Raw genomic sequence first — 16,731 nt, 5'->3', positions numbered from 1 at the left:
GCGTTCCCGGCCAGTAGGCCTCCGGTACCGAACTGTGGTTCAGTCCACGTTCACGGACATTGCATCAACTCCTTCGTGGACATATAGTTAGTGCGATAACTATGTTGGCACGATCAAAGAGGTGCGATGTCTGATGGGCTGTTGATCCAGGGCGATCCGTTGGCGCTCGAACGGCAGGTCTGCTTTGCGCTGGCCGTGGCCAACCGGACGGTACTCGGTGTGTACCGGCCGCTGTTGGAGCCGTTGGGACTGACGCATCCGCAGTACCTGGTGATGCTCGCGTTGTGGGAGCGGGCGCCGATGTCGGTGCGTGAGATCGCCGAAGCCCTTCGGCTCGATTCGCCGACACTCTCGCCGCTGCTCAAACGCCTCGAGGCGGCCGGATTGATCACTCGCACACGCAGTGTCACCGACGAGCGGCAATTGGTCGTCGAACTCACCGAGGCCGGACGTGACCTCCGGACCCAGGCCGAGAAGATCCCGTACGCGGTCGTCCGGACGCTCGGCGTGGATCTTGATGTTCTCGAAGAACTGCACCGGGTTCTCGGCACCGTAAACCAGGCGGCGGAAGCGGCCATCGCCACCGGCTCGATCACCCTGGAACCGTAGGGTTCCAATGCATTTCAGGAGTAACAAGATGACGCAGCGCAAACGGCCGAACCCCTGGCAGTGGATCGCCTACAGCTGGGGGCGCAAGCTGCCCGACGAGTTGCAGGATTGGGTTCGGCACGACCTGACGGGCCGCTGGCGGGTTGCGCGGCACCTCGTGCGTGGCATGATCCCGTTCCTCCCCGTGTTCGCGCTGTTCCTGCTCTTCCCGGGGCCGATCTACTTGCGGCTGGCGATGATCCTGCTCGGACTCATCCTGGCGCTGTTCTACTGCAGTGCCTACATGCAGATGAACCGTGAACACCGGCTCGAACTCCATGGGCTGCCCGCCGACCTCGAGAGCCCCGCACAGGCGCGCAAGCATGATGCGAACCGGGTCGCCTACGAGAAGATCCACGGCCGCAGCGTCCCGGTGCAACAACGGCGCCACCTGAGCTGATCACCTCTGCACCGAACAACGAAAAGCCCCTGTCCGACATCGGACAGGGGCTTTTCGTGTGTTGATCAGTTGTTGGTCTGATCAGTTCATCGGAAGTGGTGCAGCGCCGCGGCTCTCGAGCATCTTCGTCATGGTCTCCGACTCGGAACTCTGAACGTTGATCATCTGCTGGGCCAGTTCGCGGACAAACTCCTCGTTGACATGGTCGGGCTCCACCGCGTACTCCATCATTCCGATGCCGCCCTGGTGGTGGCGCAACATCAGTTGCAGGAAGTAGATGTCGAGCTCGCTGCCCTGCAGGGATCGCAGCTTGTTCATCTCCTCGGTGGTGGCCATACCGGGCATCGGCACGCCGGACGTCGACATCTCCATACCGGAATCGGTGGATCCCTTGTCCGTCGAATGCCCGTGTCCGGAGCCGCCGTCGGTCATCCAGGCCATGGGTTGGCCAGGATTGCCCAGCGGGTAGTCCCAGCGGGTCAGCCAGGACTGCATCTGACCGATCTGGTTGACCTGCGTCGTCAGGATGTCGTAGGCCAGGCTACGGACCTGCGGATCGCTGCCGCCGTACAGCTCCAAGGTCGCCATCTCGACGCCCTGCTGGTGATGTGCGCTCATATCCTGCGCGAACCCGACCGCAGCCGAATCCTCCGCGGGCCGGTTGCTGCCGTCATCACCGTCGAACGTGGTGCGGAGCAACAGTCCGACCACAACGCCGACGAGAAGTACTGCGATGGCACCGAGGACGAGCACCGCGGTCTGCTGGCTCCGGTGACCGCGCGACGGGTGCCGATCGGTGGTATTCCGATCGGACTCGTCGCGGGGGTCCTCGCCCGGTGCCGTCATCAGCCCGCCGGGTTCGGCGTGGTCGGAACCATGCCGCTTTCGTCGGTGGCCTGCGTCGTACCGGTGCCATCCATCTGGATCGCGTCAGCCGGGAGCGGTCCCACGTCGGCGGCAGGCGGGTTGCTCGGATCGAAGGATCCCGGGATTGCCGCACACTGAGCGCCGACCTCGGGATAGGCGGTCGCGTCCGGATAGTCCGGGTAGACGCCGGTGTTGCTGTTCTGGCGCAGCGCCTCGATGAACTGGTCGATACGCGGGTCGCCTGCGGAGTCCAGCTTGAGCTGGTGGCCCCAGGACTGCAGCGAGATGGGCCGGTCCAGCGTCGGGTACGGCGAGAGCAGCATGTACTGCTCGCTGTCGACCTTCGACTTCAGGATGTCGAGGTCGCCGGGGGCGATGGTCTCCGGGTTGTACGCGATCCAGATTGCACCGTGCTCGAGCGAGTGCACCGCGTTCTCGGTGCGCAACTCGTTGGGGTAGGCGACGCCGGTACACGTGGCCCACACGGCGTCATGCGGCCCGCCGAAGGGCGGCGACTGGTCGTAGGCGACCCGCTGGGTCGGCTCGACATGCTGACCGGCCGGGTAATAGATCTTGGTGACGCCCTCGATCTTGTCCGAAGGATCGGGATTCGAGGCGGACGGCGTGTACTGCGCGACCTCCTGTTTGTCCTCGTACTTCGGGATCAGATAGACGGCGAGTCCGGCGACGATGAGCAGGACCACCGCCACTCCACCGATGGTGCCCCACGGGAACTGGCGTCCACCGCCGGCCTTGACCACCGGTATCTGACCAGCCTTTTTCTTCTTCCCGGAGCCCGCAGGCCTCTTCGGGATGTTGCCTTGGTTCTTGGCGTCAGCCATGGATCTCTTTCGGTGCAATTCTATGGAGAGCGGACGTCGCACTGCCGACTTGTTCACCGGCGATACGAGAGTCTACGTGGGCACCTCCACACCGCCGAGAGTTGACAAGATCGAGCCGACCGCTCGGGCAGTGACAGGCGTCAAGTCAATGCGATTGTCTTTGATGATCGGTCGGCCAATAGGATGGTGCATCGTGACCCCCGCCGACCTCGCGGTACTCCTGCATGCCGCCACCTCCACAGTGCTCACCGACCACGGACTCGATGTGTCCGCGTTGCCGGAGTCTGTTGTCGTGGAACGCCCACGAAACCCTGAGCATGGCGATTACGCCACCAACATTGCGCTCCAACTCGGCAAGAAGGTCGGTGCGAATCCCCGTGAGCTGGCCGGATGGCTCGCGACCGAGCTCATCTCGCGCGACGGTATCGCCACCGCGGATATCGCCGGACCCGGATTCGTGAACATCACACTGGCTGCCGATGCGCAGAACGCGGTTGTTGCCGATGTACTGACCGGCGGCGGTGCCTACGGCACCAGTGAAATCTATGACGGTCTGAAGGTGAACCTCGAGTTCGTCTCGGCCAACCCCACCGGACCCATCCATCTCGGTGGTACCCGCTGGGCCGCCGTCGGCGACGCCCTCGGCCGGGTTTTGTCGGCCGCCGGTGCCGCGGTGACCCGCGAGTACTACTTCAACGATCACGGCGCCCAGATCGATCGGTTCGCGCGATCACTGCAGGCCGCTGCGCTGGGTGAACCGACCCCCGAAGACGGCTACTCCGGCGCGTACATCAACGACATCGCGGCACAGATCGTCGCCGAGGTGCCCGATGTGCTCAGTCGGCCGGAAGCGGAGCGTCTCGAAACGTTCCGCTCACACGGTGTGGACCTGATGTTCGGGCAGATCAAGAAGAATCTTCACGAGTTCGGAACCGACTTCGACGTCTACACCCACGAGAACAAGATGTTCGAGTCCGGTCAGGTCGACAAGGCGATCGCCGAACTCAAGGCCAACGGCAACCTGTACGAGAACGACGGTGCGTGGTGGCTGCGGTCCACCGCCTTCGGCGATGACAAAGACCGCGTGGTCATCAAGAGTGACGGCGAAGCGGCGTACATCGCAGGTGACATCGCCTACTTCAAGGACAAGCGTGATCGCGGCTTCGACCTCTGCATCTACATGCTGGGCGCCGACCACCACGGTTACGTGGTGCGCCTGAAGGCCGCCGCGGCCGCCCTCGGTGACGACCCGGACCGGTTGGAGGTTCTGATCGGCCAGATGGTCAACCTGGTCAAGGACGGGCAACCGGTACGGATGAGCAAGCGCGCCGGAACCGTGATCACCCTCGATGATCTGGTCGAGGCCGTTGGTGTCGACGCCGCCCGCTATTCGCTGATCCGGTCCTCGGTGGACGTCAACATCGACATCGACCTGAACCTGCTCGTCAGTCAGTCGAACGAGAACCCGGTCTACTACGTGCAATACGCACACGCCCGGCTCTGCGCGATCGCTCGTAACGCGGCGGCACTGGGTCTGGTCGGCTCCTCCGATCACCTCGAGTTGCTGGTCGATCCGGCCGAAGGCGACCTGATCCGCACACTCGGCGACTTCCCGGCAGTGGTCGACACGGCCGCGCAATTGCGTGAGCCGCACCGTGTTTGCCGTTACCTCGAGGCGCTGGCCAGCACCTACCACAAGTTCTACGATCGTTGCCGCGTGTTGCCGCAGGGCGACGAAGAGCCTGCCGACATCCATGCCGCACGGCTGGCACTGTGCGGTGCCACCCAGCAGGTCATCGCCAACGGTTTGGCGATGGTCGGCGTCAGCGCACCGGAGCGAATGTGAGCGCCAACCCCGTCGGCCCGCTTCACGCGGAGATACTTGCCGAGGTTCTCGCCGAACCGCGGCTTGCCGAACGTCCCAACAGCGCAGCCGATCTGGCGCAGTTGCCTGCCAACGTCTATCCGCAGGGCACCGACCGCGACAGCAACGATGTCGCCCGGATCGGCGGCATTCCCGTCACCGAGTTGGCGCAGACGTACGGCACGCCACTGTTTGTCATCAATGAGGACGACTTCCGGGCCCGCTGCGCCGCGATGGCCAAGGCATTCGGTTCCGCCAAGCACGTGCACTACGCATCCAAGGCGTTTTTGTCGTCGGAGGTTGCGCGGTGGGTGAAGTCCGAGGGGCTCTCACTGGACGTCTGTTCGGTGGGGGAGCTGACCGTCGCCCTGCGCGCGGGTTTCCCGGCTGATCGAATTGCATTGCACGGCAACAACAAGTCGGTTCCGGAACTCGAACTGGCTGCGTCGTCCGGTGTAGAACACGTGGTGCTGGACTCGATGATCGAGATCGAGCGCCTCGATGAGATCGCCGGCCGCCTCGGTGTCGTGCAGGACGTACTCATCCGGCTCACGGTCGGCGTCGAGGCGCACACCCACGAGTTCATCTCCACCGCGCACGAGGATCAGAAGTTCGGATTTTCGTTGGCCGGGGGCCTGGCCATGGACGCGGTCCGCCGGGTCTTCGCGACCGAGCACCTCCGCCTGGTCGGACTACACAGTCACATCGGCTCACAGATCTTCGACGTCGACGGATTCGAGCTGGCGGCACGCCGCGTGCTGTCGCTGGTGCGTGATGTCGTCGCCGAGTTCGGCCTCGACAAGGCCGCGCAGCTGTCGATTCTGGATCTTGGCGGCGGACTGGGTATTTCGTACCTGCCGTCGGATGACCCGCCGCCTGTCGAGGAAGTTGCCGACAAGCTCGCCCACATCGTCGAAACCGAGTCGGCGGCTCTGGGGCTACCCACGCCGACCATCGTGGTCGAACCGGGCCGCGCGATCGCCGGACCGGCCGGTGTCACGCTTTACACCGTCGGCACCGTCAAAGACGTGCAGATCTCACCGGGTGGGGCGCATCGCCGCTACGTGTCGGTCGACGGCGGGATGAGCGACAACATCCGGGCCGCGCTGTACCAGGCGGAATACGATGTGCGCCTGGCCTCCCGGATCTCGACCGCCGACGCGGTGGTCAGCCGCGTGGTCGGAAAGCACTGCGAGAGCGGCGACATCGTCGTCAAGGACTGTTGGCTGCCCGGCGACGTCGGGCCCGGAGATGTGCTGATGGTTGGTGCAACGGGCGCGTACTGCTACACGATGTCGAGCCGGTACAACATGGTGACCCGACCAGCTGTGGTCGTAGTTGAGGGCGGCGTATCGCGAGTGATGCTGCGGCGCGAGACCGTTGAAGATTTGTTGAGCCTGGAGGTGAACGAATGACGGAGAACGGCACGCGCGCCATTGGTGTTGCGGTACTCGGAATGGGCAACGTCGGTACCGAGGTGGTGCGGATCCTCACCGACAACGCGGCAGATCTGACGGCCCGCGTCGGTGCACCGCTGGAGATTCGTGGTGTGGCGGTTCGCGACCTGACCAAGCCGCGCGGTATCGACCCGGCGCTGCTCACCGATAAGCCCGAAGAGCTCGTGGCTCGCGACGATGTCGACATCGTGGTCGAGCTGATGGGCGGTATCGACCCGCCGCGCATGCTCATTCGTGAGGCACTGCAGAGCGGCAAATCGGTGGTGACCGCCAACAAGGCGCTGTTGGCCGACTACACCGGCGAGCTGGCGACGGCCGCGGCAACGGCAAAGGTCGACCTCTATTTCGAGGCGGCCGTGGCCGGGGCGATCCCGGTGATCCGCCCACTGATGCAGTCGCTGGCCGGTGACACTGTGACCAAGGTGGCCGGAATCGTCAACGGCACCACCAACTTCATCCTCTCGTCGATGGACGCCGACGGCAGCGACTACAACGAGACCCTCGCCGAGGCCGGCCGACTGGGATATGCCGAAGCCGACCCCACAGCCGACGTCGAAGGGTATGACGCCGCAGCGAAGGCAGCGATCCTGGCGTCGATCGCGTTCCATTCGCGGGTGACCGCGCTGAACGTTTATCGCGAGGGCATTTCGAGCATCACCGCTGACGATCTCGCCTCGGCGCACGCACTCGATTGCACGATCAAGTTGTTGTCGATCTGCGAGCGCATCGTCGATGAAGATGGCAGCCAACGGATCTCGGCGCGCGTTTACCCCGCGCTGGTCCCGTTGGAACACCCGCTCGCCGGGGTGAACGGCGCTTTCAACGCCGTGGTGGTCGAGGCCGAGAACGCCGGTCGGCTGATGTTCTACGGCCAGGGTGCCGGCGGCGCACCGACCGCATCCGCAGTGTTGGGAGATCTGGTGATGGCCGCACGGAACAAGGTCCACGGCGGACGCGGTCCGCTGGAATCGACCTACGCGTCATTGCCGATCGCCCCGATGGGCGACGTGCGTACGCGCTACTACGTATCGATGCGGGTCGCCGACAAACCCGGGGTTCTGGCAACGGTTGCCGGTGAGTTCTCCGCCCGCAACATCAGCATCTCCACGGTTCGTCAGGAAGGCGCCGGTGAGGATGCCCGACTGGTTGTGGTCACGCATCGTGCGCCGGATGCCGCGCTGTCGGAAACCGTTGCGGCGCTGGAGAAGTTGGATGCGGTCTTGAGTGTTTCGAGTGTTCTGCGACTGGAGGGTACCAATGAGTGAGTCAGCAGCTGTGCATCGTGCATGGCCGGGCCTGATCGAGGCCTACCGGGATCGGCTCCCGGTCGGCGACGACTGGAAGGTTGTCACCCTTTTCGAAGGCGGCACCCCGCTGATCAGTGCCCCGCACCTGTCCGAGATCACCGGTTGCGACGTGTATCTCAAGATCGAGGGCCTCAACCCGACCGGTTCGTTCAAGGACCGCGGGATGACCATGGCTGTCAGCAACGCCGTCAACAACGGCAAGACCGCGGTCCTGTGCGCATCGACCGGTAACACCTCGGCCTCCGCCGCGGCGTATGCGACCCGCGCCGGGATCACCTGTGCGGTGTTGATCCCCGAGGGCAAGATCGCCATGGGCAAGCTGGCCCAGGCAGTCATGCACGGCGCGAAAATCATTCAGGTGCAAGGCAACTTCGACGATTGCCTCGAGCTCGCCCGTAAGGCGACCGCAGAGTTCCCGCAGATCGAATTGGTCAACTCGGTCAACCCGGCGCGTATCGAGGGTCAGAAGACCGCAGCGTTCGAGATCATGGATGTGCTCGGCCGGGCTCCGGATGTGCACGCGCTGCCTGTCGGTAACGCCGGAAACATCACCGCGTACTGGAAGGGCTACACCGAATACCATCGCGACGGTCTTGTCGATTCGACACCACGGATGTTGGGTGTCCAGGCTGCCGGCGCCGCGCCGCTGGTGACCGGCGTTCCGGTGAAGGATCCCGAAACCATCGCCACCGCAATCCGCATCGGCTCTCCCGCCAGCTGGAATCAGGCCGTGGCGGCCAAGGACGAATCGGGCGGCAAGTTCCTGGCAGCAACCGACGAAAAGCTCCTCGAGGCATACCGGTTGATCGCAGGCCGCGAGGGAGTCTTCGTGGAGCCGGCGTCGGCCGCGAGTGTGGCCGGCCTGCTGGCCGCCCGCGCCGACGGCTGGATCTCCGCCGGTGAACTGGTGGTCTGCACCGTCACCGGCAACGGTCTGAAGGATCCCGATACGGCGCTGGCGGGCATCCCGCCGGTCGAGGCCATCCCGGTCGACCCCGTGGCGGTCGCAGCCGCGCTGGGACTGAGCTGATGACCACCCCGGCGCATGCCGTGCCGAACGTCTTCGCGAGTTGATGGGCGCGGTATGAACCCCGTTCTGCCTGTGGGCCTGCAGGTGCGCGCTCGCGTGCCTGCGTCCAGTGCCAATCTGGGGCCCGGCTTCGACTCGCTGGGTATCGCGCTGGGGATCTACGACGACATCTCGGTGACCGTCTCCGGTCCCGGTCTGCGGATCAGCGTGAGCGGGGAAGGTGCGCAAGGGGTTCCCCTCGACGAACGCCATCTGGTGGTGCGTGCGATCAACCGCGGGCTCGAGGCGGCCGGTGTCACGGCCCCGGGTCTGGATGTCGAGTGCCGCAACAGCATTCCGCACTCCCGTGGCCTGGGTTCATCGGCTTCTGCGGTTGTCGGGGGACTGGCCGCAGCTGCCGGACTGGTTCGCGCGGCGGGCGTGGGCACCCCGTTGTCGACCGATGCGCTCGTGCAGTTGGCCTCGGAATTCGAAGGGCACCCCGACAACGCGTCGGCCAGCGTTCTCGGTTCGGCGGTGGTGTCGTGGTCGGAGGCCGCCTGCGGTGAGGTTCCGGCGGCGCTGGAGACAGATACGTCGCACGAGGTGAGCTATTTCGCCAGGAAACTCGACGTCAATCCGTCCATCCGGGCGTTTGTGATGATTCCGCAGGTCGAGTCGTCGACCGCCGTCACCCGCGGGCTCTTGCCGGACGCGGTCGCACGGGTGGACGCGGTCTTCAACGTCAGCCGTGCCGCGCTCGCCGTGGTGGCACTGACCACCGATCCGGGCCTTCTGCTCGCCGCGACCGAGGATCGGCTGCACCAGGACTACCGCGCCCCCGTCATGCCTGCCACCGCGCAAATGGTTCGTTGGCTACGGGACCGGCAGGTTCCCGCCACCGTCTCCGGGGCCGGCCCGACCGTCCTTGCACTCACGGCGTCACCATTGCCCGACGGGTCGCATGAGAAGGCAGCTGAACTGGGATTTGTGCTCGACGAGGTAGAGATCGCGCCGGGAGTAGTCGTACACTGAAAAGCGGCCGGGTCAGCTGGCTCATCCACTGTTAGGGAACACGCCGTCGTCGCTGGGTGTTGCTCATACTGTTGAACGTGGTTAGCATGTACCCGTCCAGCCGCGAAAGTTTCACCACGCGTGCTTCTCACAAGAAATGTGAAATTCTACGGTCAGAGCCCGCGGGCGTAATTCCGTGAAATCGAAGCGCGGCATACGACACAAAGCCTAAAAGACCGCTCCAAATAGCGGCACCTCTCACCTGGTCTCCGGGTGCGAGAAACACTGCCCCCGCGAATCTACCGGCGGGGGAAGGAAAGGATATCCGTTGACGGATACGGACCTCATCACTGCACAGGGTGCGCAAAACACGCTTGACCTCGGCGGAGTCGACACTCCCAAAGCCGAACGTCGTCGTGGCACCGGACTGTCGGGGATGGTTCTCACCGAGTTGCGCGGCCTCGCCGGCGAGCTCGGCATCAAAGGCACGTCAGGTATGCGTAAGAGCGACCTGATCGCGGCCATCAAGGAGCGCCAGAGCGGTTCGACCGCCGCTGCTGCGCCTGCAAAGACCAAGACGGCCACCAAGGCGCCGGCCGAGAAGACCTCGGCCAAGGCCGATGTGGCCGCGCCGACGAACGCGGCGGATGGTCAGTCGAACGAAGCGAAGACCGAGCCGGCCGCGAAGACCGGAGCCGTGCAGGATGCCAAGAAGGCACCGGTTGCCGAGGCCAAGGGCGAGTCGGCCCCGGCGGAGACGGTCCGTCGTGATCGGCGCCGTGGCGCGTCCACCGACAACGCGGAGTCGGTAGCCAAAGACACCGGTTCCGACACCTCAGTGCAGGTCAACGCAGAATCAGGCGACGACAACGAGTCTGCCGACGGTGCTGATGCGCGTCGTCAGCGTCGTCGCGGACGCGATGGACAAGACCGCGTCGGAGCCGGCCGTGACAACCAGGGCACTGCTCGTGACAACCAGGGCGGACGCGACAACCAGTCCGGTGGACAGAGCCGCGAGGGCGGACAGAACCGCGACCGGGGTGGCGACACCCGGACCGCGGACCGCGACAACCGGGGTGGAGACAACCGGGGTGGAGACAACCGCGGTGGCGACAACCGCGGTGGAGACAACCGCGGTGGCGACAACCGGAACGCAGACCGCGACAACCGCGGTGGCGACAACCGGAACGCAGGCAACCAGAACAGCGGTCCGCGCAACAACAATCGTGACAACGGTCCCGACGACGACGATGGTGACGGCCGCGGCCGTCGTGGACGCCGCTTCCGCGAGCGTCGCCGTGGACGCGATCGCACCGACGGTCCCGGTGGCGGCGGCGAGCCGCAGGTATCGGACGACGATGTGTTGCAGCCGGTGGCGGGCATCCTCGACGTCCTAGACAACTACGCGTTCGTACGGACCTCCGGTTACCTGGCCGGTTCGAACGACGTCTACGTGTCGATGAACCTGATCCGCAAGAACGGTCTGCGTCGCGGTGACGCGATCACCGGTGCGGTCAAGGTTGCCCGTGAAGGCGACCAGTCGAATCAGCGTCAGAAGTTCAACCCGTTGGTTCGGATCGATTCGGTGAACGGTGCCGACGTCGAAACCGCCAAGCGGCGACCGGAATTCAACAAGTTGACCCCGCTGTACCCGAACCAGCGACTGCGGTTGGAGACCACCAGCGATCGGATCTCGACCCGCGTCATCGACCTGGTCATGCCCATCGGCAAGGGCCAGCGTGCGCTGATCGTCTCGCCTCCCAAGGCGGGTAAGACCACGATCCTGCAGAACATCGCCAACGCGATCTCGATCAACAACCCCGAGTGCTACCTGATGGTCGTACTTGTCGACGAGCGGCCTGAAGAGGTCACCGACATGCAGCGTTCGGTCAAGGGTGAGGTCATCGCCTCGACCTTCGACCGGCCGCCGTCAGATCACACGTCGGTCGCCGAGCTTGCCATCGAGCGGGCCAAGCGTCTCGTCGAAGACGGTAAAGATGTTGTCGTCCTGCTGGATTCGATCACCCGCCTGGGTCGCGCCTACAACAACGCGTCGCCGGCATCGGGTCGAATCCTGTCCGGTGGTGTCGATTCCACGGCGCTGTACCCGCCGAAGCGTTTCCTGGGTGCGGCTCGAAACATCGAGAACGGCGGCTCGTTGACGATCATTGCCTCGGCGCTGGTCGAGACCGGATCCACCGGTGACACCGTGATCTTCGAGGAGTTCAAGGGCACCGGTAACGCCGAGCTCAAACTGGACCGCAAGATCTCGGAGCGTCGCGTGTTCCCGGCCGTGGACGTCAACCTGTCCAGTACCCGTAAGGACGAGTTGCTGCTGTCGCCGGAGGAGTTCTCCATCGTGCACAAGCTGCGCCGCGTACTTTCCGGATTGGATTCGCAACAGGCCATCGACCTGCTGGTCAGCCAGTTGAAGAAGACCAAGAACAACATGGAGTTCCTGATGCAGGTGCAGAAGACCGCACCGGGGAACATGAAGGACGACTGAATCGTCCCCGGCACCAACAACAAACCCACTTCTTCCCACCCGGGAAGAGGTGGGTTTGTTCGTCAGCTCTCGGGGACGGTGCCCGGTCCCGGATCAAAGGGCGGGGGATCGGATGGGTCGAATCGTCCCGGCACCATCGCGCACGTGGCGCCGGGTTCGGGATAGCCGGTTGCCGAGGGGCTTTCGTCGTACACACCGGGTTGCGTGTTCTGCCGGGTGGCGGTGATGAACTGGTCGATCCGCAGATCGTCGACGTCGTCGACCTTGAGTTGGTGTCCCCAGGACTGCAACGAGATCGGCTTGTCCAGACCGGGATACGGCGACATCAGCATGTAGTTGAGGCCGTCGACCCGCTGCTCGAGTTCGGCGATCTCACCTGAGTCGAGATCGTCCGGGTTGTAGGTGATCCACACGGCGCCGTGTTCGAGGGAGTGAACGGCGTTCTCGGTCCGGATGGCGGTGGGGTACACCATTCCGGTGCAGGTGGCCCAGACCGAGTCGTGTCGTCCGCCCATGGGCGGAGAGTACGTGTATTTCACCTTCTGGTTGTCCAGAACGTGCTCGGCCGCCGGGTAGTAAACCTTGCGAACGCCGTCGATCTGATCCGTCGGATCGGGATTGGAGCTGCTGGGGACGAAGGCCCGGGTTGAACTGCCACCGTTGCCGCCACTGGTGGTCGCGGCGTGTGGTTCGCCCGTCTGCGACGAACTGCACGCACTCAGGCCGATGACCAGTAGTAATCCGGTTGCGGCAAGCTTTACCACTGGTTTCACGTTCGTACCTGTCTGATCGGCTTGATCGGGGCGTTGGTCTCTGCTGGGCCATCATCCTGTCAGAGCCGCCATCCTGTGAGGGGCGGCAACCCGTCGGAGGTGGCGACGTGTCAGGGCCGGCATCCGATCAGATGTCAGGTCTCGGGCACCGTGCCAGGTCCGGGCTCGAACGGTGGGGGATCTGCGGGATCGAAGGCATCCGGCACCGCAGTGCAGCTGGTCCCCGGGGTCGGGTGGGCGGTGGCGGCCGGATCCTCGGGATACACGTTGGACTGTGCGTTCTGTTTGGTGGCGGTGATGAACTGGTCGATCCGCGGGTCGTCGGCGCTCGCGACCTTGAGTTGGTGTCCCCAGGATTGCAGGGAGATCGGTTGGTCCAGACCCGGATACGGCGACATGAGGGTGTAATCCACATTTGCGACCCGCTCGGCCAGCGCGTCGACCGCGTCGACGTCGAGATCGGGGCTGTACGTGATCCAGACCGCCCCGTGTTCGAGCGAATGGACGGCTGTTTCGTTGCGGATCGCGACGGAGTACACCACGCCGGTACATCCGGCCCAGGCCCAGTCGTGGGTTCCGCCGAACGGTGGCGAATACGTGTAGCGCACCTTTTCGTCACGTTCGACGTGAGCCGGGGACGGGTAATAGACCTTCAGCACACCCTCGATCTGATCAGTGGGATCAGGATTGAGTCCGCTCGGTACGAAATCCAGGAGAGTGAGACTATCCGTTGCCGACGGTTGCGAGACCTCCTGGCGTCCCGAGGCATCGTCCGACTGTGTTGAACTGCATGCGGTCAACCCGATGAGCAGTGCAAATACGGTCGTTCCGAAACGTGCTACGTGTGTCAACGTCAAACCTGCCTGGCCGGAATGAATCTGGGCGCGTTGTTGTTGGGATTATCGTGCCGCAAGAACAGGGCAGCTCCTCAACTGGTACCAGCGATTGGCAGGTCGGGAGGCTGTTCTGGCATACTGAGCGGTCGAGTCCGGTTCCGGTTCACACCTTCGATCCGCGCAGGTGACCCGGCGACCATGAAAGGGACACCAGAATGAAGCAGGGAATCCACCCCGAATACGTCGAGACCACTGTGGTCTGCGGCTGCGGGAACACTTTCCAGACCCACTCCACCCAGGTGTCGGGTCGGATCAACGTCGAGGTCTGCTCGCAGTGCCACCCGTTCTACACGGGCAAGCAGAAGATTCTCGACACCGGTGGCCGTGTTGCGCGCTTCGAGAAGCGCTACGGCAAGCGGGCCGCTGCAAAGAAAGACGCAGCAGACAACTAGCTTGTATGACCGGCGTCTGACTCTGCCCTGCGGCAGGTCAGGCGCCGGTTTCTTTTTTCTTTCGCAGCCCCAATCCGCGCCGTCCGCCCTGCACTCGGGTGTCCACCTTCACTCGGGTGTCACAGCCACACCGTCAAGGAATCAGGTCATGAGCATTTCCGATCCGTCCGCGATCGACGACATCCTTGCCGAGCATGCCGGCTTGCAGAACCAGATGTCCGATCCGTCCTTGCACGACGATCCGACGGCCGCCCGGCGAGTTGGCAAACGATTCGCCGAACTCGCTCCGATCATGGCGACGTACACGAAACTTCAGGCAGCACAGGGCGATCTGGAAGCTGCGCGCGAACTCGCGGCCGACGACAGTGCTTTTGCCGCAGAGATCCCGGAGCTCGAGCAGACGGTCGCTGCCCTCGATCAAACGCTCACCGACCTGCTCTCCCCACGCGATCCGCACGACGGCGATGACGTGGTGCTGGAGGTCAAGTCCGGGGCCGGCGGTGAGGAATCGGCGCTGTTCGCCGCCGATCTCGCGCGGATGTATCTCAAATACTGTGAGCGTCAGGGCTGGAAGGCGCAGATCCTGGGTGTGACCGAATCCGACCTGGGCGGGTACAAGGACGCCACCATCTCGATCAAGTCGAAGGGCGACGGACCGGACGGCGTGTGGTCCCGGTTGAAGTTCGAAGGCGGCGTGCACCGCGTTCAGCGCGTTCCGGTCACCGAGTCGCAGGGCCGAATCCACACCTCGGCGGCCGGTGTCCTGATATATCCGGAACCCGATGAGGTCGAACGGGTCCAGATCGACGAATCCGATCTCCGGGTCGACGTCTATCGCAGCTCTGGCAAGGGGGGACAGGGCGTCAACACCACCGACTCCGCGGTCCGGCTCACCCATCTGCCCACCGGGATCGTGGTGACCTGCCAGAACGAGCGTTCCCAGCTGCAGAACAAGGCGCGGGCGATGCAGGTCTTGGCTGCCCGGTTGCAGGCCGCCGCAGAAGAGGCCGCCAATGCCGAAGCGTCGCAGGGGCGGGCCGCACAGATCCGCACCGTCGACCGCTCGGAGCGAATCCGCACCTATAACTACCCGGAAAACCGCGTCACCGACCATCGCATCGGCTACAAAGCCCAGAATCTCGACGCGGTGCTCGCCGGTGACATGGATGCGCTCCTCGACGCGCTGCGTGCCGCGGATCGTCAGGCCCGCCTCGAGGCGGAGTGAACGCCAGAGATATCCGCCGCGCCGCCGTCGCACAGCTGATCGCGGCCGGTGTTCCGAATGCGCAGGTTGATGCCGGGTTGCTGCTGGCATTCGTGCTCGATCGGTCGGTCGGTGAACTGATCGCCGTCGATGAACTCTCAGATGCCGACGCCGCCCGTTATCGCGAACTCGTCGACCGCCGCGCGCAGCGCGAACCACTGCAACACATCATCGGACGTGTCGCATTCGGGCCGATCGACATCGAGGTCGGCAGGGGGGTCTTCATCCCGCGAATGGAAACCGAACTGCTCTACGCGTGGGCGGCGGCTCGGATCGAGACGATGACACATCCCGTGGTCGTCGATCTGTGCAGCGGTAGCGGCGCGCTGGCCCTGGCTTTGGCCGCGTCCCACCCCGGCGCACGGGTCCATGCGGTCGAAATCGATGGCAGCGCGCATAAATGGTTGTGCCACAACTTGTCTCGTATGCCCGCCGACGTCCGGGAACGGGTCACCGTCCACCTGGGCGATGCGGCCGACCCGAACATCTTGTCGGACATCAGGGCTGACCTGGTGGTGTCGAATCCGCCCTACATCCCGGTGGGCGCGGACCTGCCGGTCGAGGTGGCCGATTACGATCCGGCACTGGCGTTGTTCGGTGGTGCCGACGGGATGTCGGTGATCACGCCGATGATCTCGGTGATCGCGCGGATCCTGCGGCCGGGTTGCGCAGTCGGGATCGAGCACGACGACAGCACCGGTGACCTGGTGATGGATGCGCTCGATACGGACGGCAACTTCGACTCGATCACCCAGAAACCCGATCTCGCCGGACGCGCGCGGTTTGTCACCGCCACGCGTCGCTGATCGCACGCAGGCAACGTGCAAGGATGGACGCCGTGAGCACTACGTTCGATTGCAGCAATCCCGGATCTCGGTCCGCAGGCCTGCGCGCCGCGGTCGGCGCCGTCAAAGGTGGGCGCCTGATCGTCATGCCCACCGACACCCTCTACGGAATCGGTTGTGACGCTTTCGATTCCGAGTCTGTGAATAGCCTGCTGGCCGCCAAGGGCCGCGGCCGTGACATGCCCGTGCCGGTCCTGGTCGGTTCGTGGACAACGATCGACGGCCTGGTGCTGTCGGTGTCACCGACCGCTCGCGAGCTGACCCGCGCGTTCTGGCCCGGTGGCCTGAGTCTGGTTGTGCATCAGGCTCCGTCGCTCGCCTGGGATCTGGGTGACACCCGCGGCACCGTGATGCTGCGGATGCCATTGCATCCGGTGGCGATCGAGGTGCTGCGTGAGGTGGGCCCGATGGCGGTGTCGAGCGCGAACATCTCCGGTCGCCCGCCGGCAACCACCGTCGAGCAGGCGCGGGAGCAATTGGGGGAGTCCGTGGCGGTCTATCTCGACGGCGGACCTGCGGCGAAGGCGGTGCCGTCGACGATTGTCGACCTCACCGACGTCACACCCAAGATCTTGCGGGAAGGTGCGATCAGCGCGGAAGAAATCGCCGAGGTCATCGGCGCCGACGTCGAGAGTCTTCGGGTCTGA

The 16,731-nt window shown here is 64.4% G+C and carries 16 protein-coding genes; 12 read left to right on the top strand and 4 right to left on the bottom strand.

Annotated elements, in window-relative coordinates:
• Window positions 1-126: 126 nt before the first annotated feature.
• Together AC1TPF_RS12160 and AC1TPF_RS12155 are read left to right on the top strand one after the other, a co-directional pair.
• Window positions 127-609 (top strand): MarR family winged helix-turn-helix transcriptional regulator, encoded by a 483-nt coding sequence (locus AC1TPF_RS12160; RefSeq protein ID WP_482144148.1) that lies wholly within the window; start codon window positions 127-129, stop codon window positions 607-609.
• A gap of 28 nt (window positions 610-637) precedes the next feature.
• A complete protein-coding gene (locus AC1TPF_RS12155; protein ID WP_482138664.1) occupies window positions 638-1,048 on the top strand; it encodes a DUF5313 family protein in 411 nt (136 codons plus the stop codon).
• Window positions 1,049-1,129: 81 nt separating this feature from the next.
• Here AC1TPF_RS12155 and AC1TPF_RS12150 read toward each other — a convergent pair whose 3' ends face one another.
• Complete coding sequence (locus AC1TPF_RS12150; RefSeq protein ID WP_482144146.1) at window positions 1,130-1,894, bottom strand: DUF305 domain-containing protein; 765 nt, start codon at window positions 1,892-1,894, stop codon at window positions 1,130-1,132.
• Complete coding sequence (locus AC1TPF_RS12145) at window positions 1,894-2,757, bottom strand: DUF3105 domain-containing protein (protein ID WP_482138668.1); 864 nt, start codon at window positions 2,755-2,757, stop codon at window positions 1,894-1,896. The genes AC1TPF_RS12150 and AC1TPF_RS12145 overlap by 1 nt, the downstream gene beginning before the upstream one ends.
• A 193-nt stretch (window positions 2,758-2,950) precedes the next feature.
• On the opposite strand from AC1TPF_RS12145, the gene argS reads away from it, so the two are divergent.
• The 6 genes from argS (at window position 2,951) to rho (ending at window position 11,914) form a co-directional block, all read left to right on the top strand.
• A complete protein-coding gene (gene argS / locus AC1TPF_RS12140) occupies window positions 2,951-4,603 on the top strand; it encodes an arginine--tRNA ligase (protein ID WP_482144144.1) in 1,653 nt (550 codons plus the stop codon).
• Window positions 4,600-6,036: a diaminopimelate decarboxylase gene (lysA, locus tag AC1TPF_RS12135; RefSeq protein ID WP_482138672.1), complete on the top strand. Its 1,437-nt coding sequence runs from the start codon at window positions 4,600-4,602 to the stop codon at window positions 6,034-6,036. Before argS ends, lysA begins: the two co-directional genes overlap by 4 nt.
• The gene (locus tag AC1TPF_RS12130; protein WP_482138674.1) at window positions 6,033-7,343 is read left to right on the top strand and encodes a homoserine dehydrogenase; all 1,311 of its coding nucleotides are present in this window, start codon (window positions 6,033-6,035) and stop codon (window positions 7,341-7,343) included. Before lysA ends, AC1TPF_RS12130 begins: the two co-directional genes overlap by 4 nt.
• On the top strand, window positions 7,336-8,415 hold the full coding sequence (thrC, locus tag AC1TPF_RS12125) for a threonine synthase (RefSeq protein ID WP_482138675.1): 1,080 nt from the start codon (window positions 7,336-7,338) through the stop codon (window positions 8,413-8,415). Before AC1TPF_RS12130 ends, thrC begins: the two co-directional genes overlap by 8 nt.
• Window positions 8,416-8,469: 54 nt before the next feature.
• Window positions 8,470-9,429: a homoserine kinase gene (gene thrB, locus AC1TPF_RS12120; RefSeq protein ID WP_482144143.1), complete on the top strand. Its 960-nt coding sequence runs from the start codon at window positions 8,470-8,472 to the stop codon at window positions 9,427-9,429.
• Window positions 9,430-9,736: 307 nt separating this feature from the next.
• On the top strand, window positions 9,737-11,914 hold the full coding sequence (gene rho, locus AC1TPF_RS12115) for a transcription termination factor Rho (protein WP_482144141.1): 2,178 nt from the start codon (window positions 9,737-9,739) through the stop codon (window positions 11,912-11,914).
• 62 nt (window positions 11,915-11,976) lie between these two features.
• Here the strand turns inward: rho and AC1TPF_RS12110 are convergent, their stop codons facing one another.
• Window positions 11,977-12,687 carry a DUF3105 domain-containing protein gene (locus AC1TPF_RS12110; RefSeq protein ID WP_482144139.1) on the bottom strand — a complete coding sequence of 237 codons (711 nt, stop codon included), beginning with the start codon at window positions 12,685-12,687 and terminating at the stop codon, window positions 11,977-11,979.
• 134 nt (window positions 12,688-12,821) lie between these two features.
• Complete coding sequence (locus AC1TPF_RS12105; RefSeq protein WP_482144138.1) at window positions 12,822-13,538, bottom strand: DUF3105 domain-containing protein; 717 nt, start codon at window positions 13,536-13,538, stop codon at window positions 12,822-12,824.
• Between the two features lie 200 nt (window positions 13,539-13,738).
• On the opposite strand from AC1TPF_RS12105, the gene rpmE reads away from it, so the two are divergent.
• The 4 genes from rpmE to AC1TPF_RS12085 all read left to right on the top strand — a co-directional run bounded on the left by rpmE (window position 13,739) and on the right by AC1TPF_RS12085 (window position 16,731).
• Window positions 13,739-13,975 carry a 50S ribosomal protein L31 gene (rpmE, locus tag AC1TPF_RS12100; RefSeq protein WP_482138683.1) on the top strand — a complete coding sequence of 79 codons (237 nt, stop codon included), beginning with the start codon at window positions 13,739-13,741 and terminating at the stop codon, window positions 13,973-13,975.
• A 148-nt stretch (window positions 13,976-14,123) separates the two neighbouring features.
• Window positions 14,124-15,200 carry a peptide chain release factor 1 gene (prfA, locus tag AC1TPF_RS12095; protein WP_482138685.1) on the top strand — a complete coding sequence of 359 codons (1,077 nt, stop codon included), beginning with the start codon at window positions 14,124-14,126 and terminating at the stop codon, window positions 15,198-15,200.
• The gene (gene prmC / locus AC1TPF_RS12090; RefSeq protein ID WP_482144136.1) at window positions 15,197-16,045 is read left to right on the top strand and encodes a peptide chain release factor N(5)-glutamine methyltransferase; all 849 of its coding nucleotides are present in this window, start codon (window positions 15,197-15,199) and stop codon (window positions 16,043-16,045) included. The genes prfA and prmC overlap by 4 nt, the downstream gene beginning before the upstream one ends.
• 32 nt (window positions 16,046-16,077) lie before the next feature.
• On the top strand, window positions 16,078-16,731 hold the full coding sequence (locus AC1TPF_RS12085; RefSeq protein ID WP_482138689.1) for an L-threonylcarbamoyladenylate synthase: 654 nt from the start codon (window positions 16,078-16,080) through the stop codon (window positions 16,729-16,731).

This window comes from Williamsia sp. Y853 (assembly GCF_056786495.1).
Note: the sequence above shows the minus strand (reverse complement) of the source record. Positions and strands in the feature narration are given on the sequence as shown.

What these genes read in the sequence shown, in the direction of transcription:
- AC1TPF_RS12160 (WP_482144148.1), top strand. Translation starts at nt 127, where the DNA reads ATGTCTGATGGGCTGTTGATCCAGGGCGATCCGTTGGCGCTCGAACGG.
- AC1TPF_RS12155 (WP_482138664.1), top strand. Translation starts at nt 638, where the DNA reads ATGACGCAGCGCAAACGGCCGAACCCCTGGCAGTGGATCGCCTACAGC.
- AC1TPF_RS12150 (WP_482144146.1), bottom strand. Translation starts at nt 1,894, where the DNA reads ATGACGGCACCGGGCGAGGACCCCCGCGACGAGTCCGATCGGAATACC.
- AC1TPF_RS12145 (WP_482138668.1), bottom strand. Translation starts at nt 2,757, where the DNA reads ATGGCTGACGCCAAGAACCAAGGCAACATCCCGAAGAGGCCTGCGGGC.
- AC1TPF_RS12130 (WP_482138674.1), top strand. Translation starts at nt 6,033, where the DNA reads ATGACGGAGAACGGCACGCGCGCCATTGGTGTTGCGGTACTCGGAATG.
- thrC (WP_482138675.1), top strand. Translation starts at nt 7,336, where the DNA reads ATGAGTGAGTCAGCAGCTGTGCATCGTGCATGGCCGGGCCTGATCGAG.
- thrB (WP_482144143.1), top strand. Translation starts at nt 8,470, where the DNA reads ATGAACCCCGTTCTGCCTGTGGGCCTGCAGGTGCGCGCTCGCGTGCCT.
- rpmE (WP_482138683.1), top strand. Translation starts at nt 13,739, where the DNA reads ATGAAGCAGGGAATCCACCCCGAATACGTCGAGACCACTGTGGTCTGC.
- prfA (WP_482138685.1), top strand. Translation starts at nt 14,124, where the DNA reads ATGAGCATTTCCGATCCGTCCGCGATCGACGACATCCTTGCCGAGCAT.